10 protein-coding genes are annotated in these 6,898 nt (G+C 60.8%); all 10 read left to right on the top strand.

Going from position 1 to position 6,898, the window contains the following annotated elements; translation table 11 throughout:
- Positions 1-628 (top strand): cobalt-precorrin-6A reductase (locus tag DOU50_RS01825; protein WP_148768640.1); only part of this gene is annotated, 628 nt, incomplete at its 5' end.
- Between the two features lie 10 nt (positions 629-638).
- Positions 639-1,433 carry a sirohydrochlorin cobaltochelatase gene (gene cbiK, locus DOU50_RS01820; protein WP_148768639.1) on the top strand — a complete coding sequence of 265 codons (795 nt, stop codon included), beginning with the start codon at positions 639-641 and terminating at the stop codon, positions 1,431-1,433.
- Positions 1,430-2,143: a cobalt-factor II C(20)-methyltransferase gene (locus DOU50_RS01815; protein WP_024908224.1), complete on the top strand. Its 714-nt coding sequence runs from the start codon at positions 1,430-1,432 to the stop codon at positions 2,141-2,143. The genes cbiK and DOU50_RS01815 overlap by 4 nt, the downstream gene beginning before the upstream one ends.
- Positions 2,140-2,877, top strand: coding sequence for a cobalt ECF transporter S component CbiM (gene cbiM, locus DOU50_RS01810; protein WP_148768638.1), 738 nt, complete (start codon positions 2,140-2,142; stop codon positions 2,875-2,877). The genes DOU50_RS01815 and cbiM overlap by 4 nt, the downstream gene beginning before the upstream one ends.
- 1 nt (position 2,878) lies before the next feature.
- Complete coding sequence (locus DOU50_RS01805; protein ID WP_024908226.1) at positions 2,879-3,160, top strand: energy-coupling factor ABC transporter substrate-binding protein; 282 nt, start codon at positions 2,879-2,881, stop codon at positions 3,158-3,160.
- Positions 3,147-3,824 (top strand): energy-coupling factor ABC transporter transmembrane protein, encoded by a 678-nt coding sequence (locus tag DOU50_RS01800; RefSeq protein ID WP_148768641.1) that lies wholly within the window; start codon positions 3,147-3,149, stop codon positions 3,822-3,824. Before DOU50_RS01805 ends, DOU50_RS01800 begins: the two co-directional genes overlap by 14 nt.
- A gap of 11 nt (positions 3,825-3,835) precedes the next feature.
- Positions 3,836-4,654 carry an energy-coupling factor ABC transporter ATP-binding protein gene (locus DOU50_RS01795; protein WP_148768637.1) on the top strand — a complete coding sequence of 273 codons (819 nt, stop codon included), beginning with the start codon at positions 3,836-3,838 and terminating at the stop codon, positions 4,652-4,654.
- Positions 4,651-6,174, top strand: coding sequence for a cobyric acid synthase (locus tag DOU50_RS01790; protein WP_148768636.1), 1,524 nt, complete (start codon positions 4,651-4,653; stop codon positions 6,172-6,174). Before DOU50_RS01795 ends, DOU50_RS01790 begins: the two co-directional genes overlap by 4 nt.
- Positions 6,171-6,722: a bifunctional adenosylcobinamide kinase/adenosylcobinamide-phosphate guanylyltransferase gene (cobU, locus tag DOU50_RS01785; protein ID WP_061715599.1), complete on the top strand. Its 552-nt coding sequence runs from the start codon at positions 6,171-6,173 to the stop codon at positions 6,720-6,722. Before DOU50_RS01790 ends, cobU begins: the two co-directional genes overlap by 4 nt.
- Positions 6,713-6,898, top strand: a 186-nt coding sequence (locus tag DOU50_RS01780) for an adenosylcobinamide-GDP ribazoletransferase (protein ID WP_194266113.1), incomplete at its 3' end; no start/stop codon positions are given. The genes cobU and DOU50_RS01780, both read left to right, overlap by 10 nt.

The raw sequence follows: 6,898 nt of genomic DNA, 5'->3' as shown, positions 1-6,898 counted from the left end.
CCTGGAGCCGCAGCAGATGGTTGACTGGCTTGCGCAAAACAGGACCCGCTGGGTGATTGACGCATCGCATCCCTACGCTGAGGTGGTCAGCCGCAACATCCTGGCGGCCTGTGAAACGGTGGGCGTGTTGCTTAGCCGCTATCAGCGCCCCGAACAGCTCAGCGAGCTGACGCATCCGCTGCTCTACAGCGTGCCGGGCATAGAAGAGGCCTGCGACATCGCGCGGCGGCTGGGCGAACGCGTGCTGTTGACCACCGGCAGTAAAGATCTGGCGCGCTGGCGCGCCGGGCTGCCGGAGAAAACGCTGCTGGCCCGGGTGCTGCCGGTGCCCGAGGTCCTTGAGCAATGCGCCGGGCTTGGCTTTGGCGTTACCGAGATCTTCGCGATGTGCGGGCCATTCAGCGCTGAGTTTAACGCGGCGTTTTATCGCCAGTGCCGGGCTGACGTGATGATCACCAAAGCGTCCGGTGCGGAAGGCGGCTATCGGGAAAAGGTTCAACCCTGTCTGGATGCGGGCATCCCCTGCATCGTGATTACACGCCCGGCGCCGCTGGTGACGGGAGACGAGTTACTGGAAAGTCAGGCCGCATTCGCCGGGCGCTTAGCCCGCTGGCTGGCCGCTGCTTAAGGAGTTAGAGATGAAAAAGGCGCTTCTGGTGGTCAGCTTTGGTACCAGCTACCACGATACCTGCGAGAAAAACATTTTGGCCTGCGAGCGTGCGCTGGCGGAAAGCTGCCCTGACCGCGAGCTGTTTCGGGCATTCACCTCCGGGATGATCATTCGCAAGCTCAAACAGCGTGACGGCATTGAGATCGATACGCCGCTGCAGGCGCTGAAAAAGCTTGCGGCTCAGGGATATCAGGACGTGGCGATCCAGTCCCTGCACATCATCAACGGCGATGAGTACGAGAAAATCGTCCGTGAAGTGCAGAGCCTGCGCCCGCTGTTTACCCGCCTGACGCTGGGGGTACCGCTACTGAGCAGCCACGACGATTACGCGCAGCTGATGTGCGCCTTGCAACAGCAGATGCCGACGCTTGGGGCCACGGAAAAAGTGGTATTTATGGGCCACGGCGCCAGCCATCACGCCTTTGCGGCCTATGCCTGTCTCGACCACATGATGATGGCCCAGGGCTTCCCGGCCCGCGTCGGCGCGGTGGAGAGCTATCCGGAAGTCGACATCCTGATTGAGAGCCTTGGTAAAGAAGGGGTCACCGCCGTGCATCTGATGCCGCTGATGCTGGTGGCGGGCGATCACGCCATTAACGATATGGCCTCTGATGACGAGGACTCCTGGAAGACGCTGTTTAACGCTGCCGGGATCCCGGCAACGCCGTGGCTGAGCGGGCTGGGCGAAAACCCGGCGGTGCGCGCGATGTTCGTCGCCCATTTACAGCAGGCGCTGAGCGTGGCGATGGAGGAGGCAGCATGAGCGGCAAACTGTACGCCCTCAGTACCGGGCCGGGCGCGTCGGACCTTATCACCGTGCGCGCCTCACGGATCCTCGGTTCGCTGGATATTCTCTACGCCCCGGCGGGACGAAAAGGGGGCGACAGTCTGGCGCTTTCTATCGTTCGTGAATATGTCGGCGAGCAGACTGAAATCCGCTGCTGCCACTTTCCCATGAGCGCCGACAGCGCTGAAAAGGAGGCGGTGTGGGATGCGGTAGCCGACGCGTTAGTGACGGAGGTGAACGACGGAAAACAGGTTGGCTTTATCACCCTGGGCGACGCGATGCTGTTCAGTACCTGGGTGTTCTTACTCCAGCGCATCGGCAGCCCGGACTGGCTGGAAATTGTGCCCGGCGTGACGTCGTTTGCTGCGATTGCCGCGCGGTCCAAAACGCCGCTGGCGATGGAACAGCAGTCGCTGGCGGTGATCGCATGCACCGCGCCGGAAGCGGAGATTGCGCAGGCGCTGCAGCAGCACGACAGCCTGGTGCTGATGAAGGTCTATGGCCGGTTTGCGCGCATCAAAGCGCTGCTGACGCAGGCCGGGCTGCTGAACTGCGCGCTGATGATGTCAGAGGCCACGCTCCCCGGCGAGCAGTGCTGGCGGCATCTGGATGAGGTTGCTGACGACCAGCCGTTACCCTATTTCTCGACCATTCTGGTCAACAAACAGTGGGAGTATGCGCAATGAAACTCGAACAACAGCTTAAACAGCTGTCATTAAGTGGCCTGGCGGCGGCGCTATTGCTGATGGTGGTGCCGGAGCAGGCGTTCGCGATGCACATCATGGAAGGCTTTTTACCGCCCATGTGGGCGCTGGCGTGGTGGCTGATCTTCTTACCGTGTCTGTGGTATGGACTGGTGCGCCTGCGCCGTATCGTGCAGGAGGATAGCCACCAGAAAGTCCTGCTGGCGCTGTGCGGGGCGTTTATTTTCGTGCTGTCGGCGCTGAAGATCCCCTCGGTGACCGGCAGTTGCTCGCATCCGACCGGCGTGGGGCTCGCCGTGATTCTGTTCGGGCCGGGCGTCGTCGCCATTCTCGGTGCCATCGTGCTGCTGTTTCAGGCGCTGCTGCTGGCGCACGGCGGGTTAACCACGCTTGGCGCGAACGGCATGTCGATGGCGGTGATTGGGCCGGTTGTCGGGTACATGGTGTGGAAAATGGCCTGCCGTGCCGGGCTCCGTCGTGACGTCGGGGTATTTTTGTGCGCGATGCTGGCGGATCTGGTGACCTATTTTGTCACCTCACTCCAGCTTGGCGCGGCGTTCCCGGACCCGGCGACGGGTGCCGCGGGCTCGATTGTGAAATTCATGGGCATTTTCTGCCTGACGCAGATCCCCATCGCCATCGCGGAGGGACTGTTAACCGTCATGATTTATGACCAGTTGACCAAACGTCAGCTGATTACCGCACAAGGACACTGAGATGAAAAAGACGCTGATGCTGTTGGCGATGGTGCTTGCTCTGATCGTACTGCCATTTTTTATCGATCACGGGGGGGAGTTTGGCGGCTCGGATGGTGAAGCCGAAAATCAAATTCAGGTTGTGGCGCCGCATTACACGCCGTGGTTCACGCCGCTCTATGAACCCGCCAGCGGCGAAATTGAAAGCCTGCTGTTTACGCTCCAGGGCTCCATTGGCGCAGCGGTGATTTTCTATATTTTGGGCTACACCAAAGGCAGACAGCGCCGTGATGACCGGGCTTGACAGGCTTAGCTATCAGAGCCGCTGGGCTCACGTGGCGCCGGAACGCAAGTTTCTGCTCTGGCTGGCGCTGATGACGCTGGCGTTTGCGCTGCCGCCGCTGGGGCAGGGGATCGTCCTGGCGTTGACGGCGGGACTGACCTGCTGGCTGCTGCGGATGACCTTCTGGCGCTGGTGCCGCTGGATGGCGCTGCCGTTTGGCTTTCTGCTGGTCGGCGTGCTGACGATCCTCTTTAGCGTCACCCGTGACCCGCACACGCTGGCGGCAGGCGTCCCGGTGGGGCACTACTGGCTGGGGATAACCGCGTCCGGGCTGACTGCCGCCAATGAAACCTTCTGGCGCAGCCTTGCCGCGCTGGCGGCGACCTTCTGGCTGGTGCTGAACCTGCCGTTTCCGCAGCTGATTGTGCTGCTTAAGCGGGCGCGCGTGCCGCGCCTGCTTACCGAGCAGATCCTGCTGACCTGGCGCTTTATTTTTATTCTGTTAGACGAAGCGCTGGCAATTCACCGCGCGCAGACGCTGCGTTTTGGCTATCGTAGTCTGCCAAAAGGCTATCGCTCGCTGGCGATGCTGGTTGGTTTGCTGTTTACCCGGGTGCTGATTCGCTATCAGCAGATGGCGACCACGCTGGATATTAAACTCTACCAGGGTGATTTTCCCCTGTAAGGAATCGCACCATGCTTACCACCGCCGATCTCTGGTTTCGCTATCAGGAGGCGCAGGTGCTCAAAGGGCTGACGCTGGATTTTTCGACCCATCCCGTCACCGGGCTGGTCGGAGCTAACGGCTGCGGAAAGTCGACGTTATTTATGAATCTGAGCGGCCTTCTGAAGCCGCAGCAGGGTGCGGTGCTGTGGCAGGGGAAGCCGCTGGACTACAGCAAGCGCGGACTGCTGGCGCTCCGTCAGCAGGTGGCAACGGTGTTTCAGGATCCCGATCAGCAGATCTTTTATACCGATATTGATAGCGACATCGCCTTCAGCCTGCGCAATCTGGGCGTGGCGGAACCGGAGATTACACGGCGCGTCGACGATGCGCTGACGCTGGTTGACGCGCAGCGTTTTCGCCAGCAGCCGATCCAGTGCCTGAGCCACGGGCAAAAGAAGCGCGTCGCCATTGCCGGGGCGCTGGTGCTGGGCGCCCGCTATCTTCTGCTGGACGAGCCCACGGCCGGGCTTGATCCTTCAGGACGCACGCAGATGATCGAGATTATCAGGCGCATTGTGGCGCAGGGGAACCACGTGGTGATCTCCAGTCATGATATTGACCTGATATACGAAGTGAGCGATGCCGTCTACGTGCTGCGTCAGGGAGAAGTGCTGGCGCACGGCGCGCCGGGTGAGGTCTTTGCCCGCGGCGAACTGATTGAACGGGCCGGATTAACGCAGCCCTGGCTCGTCAAGCTGCACGCGCAGCTTGGCCTGCCGTTATGTAAAACCGAAGATGAATTTTTCAGCCGTATGCGACAAAAAAACGTAATGAAGGAGGCCTCATGACGCAGGCAATTATGTTGCAGGGCACCGCTTCTGACGTGGGTAAAAGCGTCCTGGTGGCGGGGCTGTGCCGGATTTTTTATCAGGATGGCCTGCGTACCGCACCGTTTAAGTCGCAGAATATGGCGCTCAACTCCGGTATTACGCCGGAGGGAAAAGAGATGGGCCGCGCGCAGATATTTCAGGCTCAGGCGGCGGGGATAACGCCGGACGTACGGATGAATCCGGTGCTGTTAAAGCCGACCAGCGATCGTAAAGCGCAGGTGGTGCTGATGGGGCAGGTGGCAACCGATATGGATGCGGTCAGCTACCACGAGTACAAACCGCGCCTGCGGGAGCAGATCCGCGACGTCTATAACAGCCTGGCCGGAGAGTATGACGTGGTGGTGCTGGAAGGCGCGGGCAGCCCGGCGGAGATTAACCTGCGCGATCGCGATATCGTCAACATGGGGATGGCCGAAATGGCGCAGTGCCCGGTGATCCTCGTGGCGGACATTGACAGAGGCGGCGTGTTTGCCGCCATCTACGGCACGCTGGCGCTTTTGCACGATCGCGAGCGGGCGCGGGTGAAAGGGGTCATCATCAATAAATTTCGTGGCGATGTTGCGCTGCTTTACTCGGGTATTGAGCAGATAGAAAACCTGACCGGCGTGCCGGTGCTGGGCGTGATGCCATGGCTGGATGTGGATCTGGAAGATGAAGACGGCGTGGCGCTGCAAAAGGGAAAATACCTGCGAACCGCCCAGCGCGATATCGACATTGCCGTGGTGCAGGTACCGCATATCTCCAACTTCACCGATTTTAACGCCCTGGCGGCGCAGCCCGATGTTCGCGTGCGCTATGTCCGTTATCCCCAGGAGCTGGCGGGGGCCGATCTCGTGATTCTCCCCGGCAGTAAAAATACGCTGGGCGATCTGGCCTGGCTGCGGGAAAGCGGCATGGCGCACGCGGTGCTCCAGACCCACCAGCAGAACGTGCCCGTCATGGGCATTTGCGGCGGCTACCAGATGCTTGGCGATACCATCATTGATGAGGTGGAGTCGGGGCTGGGAACCCAGCCGGGGCTGGGTCTGCTCCATACCGTGACCCGCTTCGCGCAGCGAAAAACCACGACGCAGGTCTCGGCGCAGATGGCGTCGGCGCTCCCGGCGTGGCTTAAGTCGGCAGCGGGCATTAAGGTGCAGGGCTACGAGATCCATATGGGAGAGACCCAACTGACATCCGACGGTAGCCCGGCGCTGTTTCTGGAAAAAGAGGGCGAGCGCATCGCGGACGGTGCCATCAGCGCTGACGGGCAGGTGATAGGGACCTATCTCCACGGGTTATTCGATAACGATGCCTTCACGCGCGCGATGGTGGACGGCTTGCGCCAGCGCAAAGGACTGGCGCCCTTAGACGTTGCGGTAGATTACGCCGCCTGGAAAGCGCAACAGTTTGATATCCTGGCGAGCGCGATGAGAGAACATATTGATATTAAAAAGATCTATCAAATAATGCGGGAGCATCAGGAGGAAGGCGCATGATTTTGGTCACCGGAGGCGCGCGCAGCGGGAAAAGTGCGCACGTCGAACAGCTGGCGGCGCAGCAGTGCGAGCGCGTGCTGTATATCGCGACGTCGGTGATTACCGATGAAGAGATGGCGCTGCGCGTTGATAAGCACCGCGCCCAGCGTCCTGCGCACTGGCGAACCTGGGAAGGGTATCGCGATCTGGGCGACGTGATTCGCCACCAGGTGCAGCCGGGCGAAGGCGTGGTTCTGGAATGCGTCACCACCATGCTGTCAAACCTGCTCTATGACGCCAGCGGCGGCGCGTCGCCGGAGACCCTCGATTTTTCCGCGCTTGAGGCGGTGCTGCAACAGCAGGTGGACGACCTGATTGCGGCCTGCCAGCAGTCGGCGGCGCCGGTTTATATTGTGACCAATGAGCTGGGCATGAGCATCACGCCAGAGAATCGGCTGGCGCGTCATTTTGTTGATATTGCCGGGCGCGCGAACCAAAGGCTGGCGCAGGCGGCGCAGGAAGTGTGGCTGGTTGTCTCGGGAATTGGAGTAAAGATTAAATGCCGTTAAAAATGTTGTGGGCGACGCTGGGATTCATTACCCGCATTCCGGTGCCGCAAAAGTGGAGCGACGGCGTTGAATTTTCGCAGTATGGCCGTGGCGTCCCCTGGTTCCCCGTAGTGGGCCTGATCGTTGGCGTGCTGGCTGCCCTGGGCTATCTGGCGGTGAGCCAGACCGGCGGGGGG

Source organism: Enterobacter sp. C6 (genome assembly GCF_008122455.1).
GTDB lineage: Bacteria > Pseudomonadota > Gammaproteobacteria > Enterobacterales > Enterobacteriaceae > Enterobacter > Enterobacter pseudoroggenkampii.
Note: the sequence above shows the minus strand (reverse complement) of the source record. Positions and strands in the feature narration are given on the sequence as shown.

Excerpts from the sequence above, each read along its gene's own strand:
- cbiK (WP_148768639.1), top strand. The coding sequence starts at position 639 with ATGAAAAAGGCGCTTCTGGTGGTCAGCTTTGGTACCAGCTACCACGAT.
- DOU50_RS01815 (WP_024908224.1), top strand. The coding sequence starts at position 1,430 with ATGAGCGGCAAACTGTACGCCCTCAGTACCGGGCCGGGCGCGTCGGAC.
- cbiM (WP_148768638.1), top strand. The coding sequence starts at position 2,140 with ATGAAACTCGAACAACAGCTTAAACAGCTGTCATTAAGTGGCCTGGCG.
- DOU50_RS01805 (WP_024908226.1), top strand. The coding sequence starts at position 2,879 with ATGAAAAAGACGCTGATGCTGTTGGCGATGGTGCTTGCTCTGATCGTA.
- DOU50_RS01800 (WP_148768641.1), top strand. The coding sequence starts at position 3,147 with ATGACCGGGCTTGACAGGCTTAGCTATCAGAGCCGCTGGGCTCACGTG.
- DOU50_RS01795 (WP_148768637.1), top strand. The coding sequence starts at position 3,836 with ATGCTTACCACCGCCGATCTCTGGTTTCGCTATCAGGAGGCGCAGGTG.
- DOU50_RS01790 (WP_148768636.1), top strand. The coding sequence starts at position 4,651 with ATGACGCAGGCAATTATGTTGCAGGGCACCGCTTCTGACGTGGGTAAA.
- cobU (WP_061715599.1), top strand. The coding sequence starts at position 6,171 with ATGATTTTGGTCACCGGAGGCGCGCGCAGCGGGAAAAGTGCGCACGTC.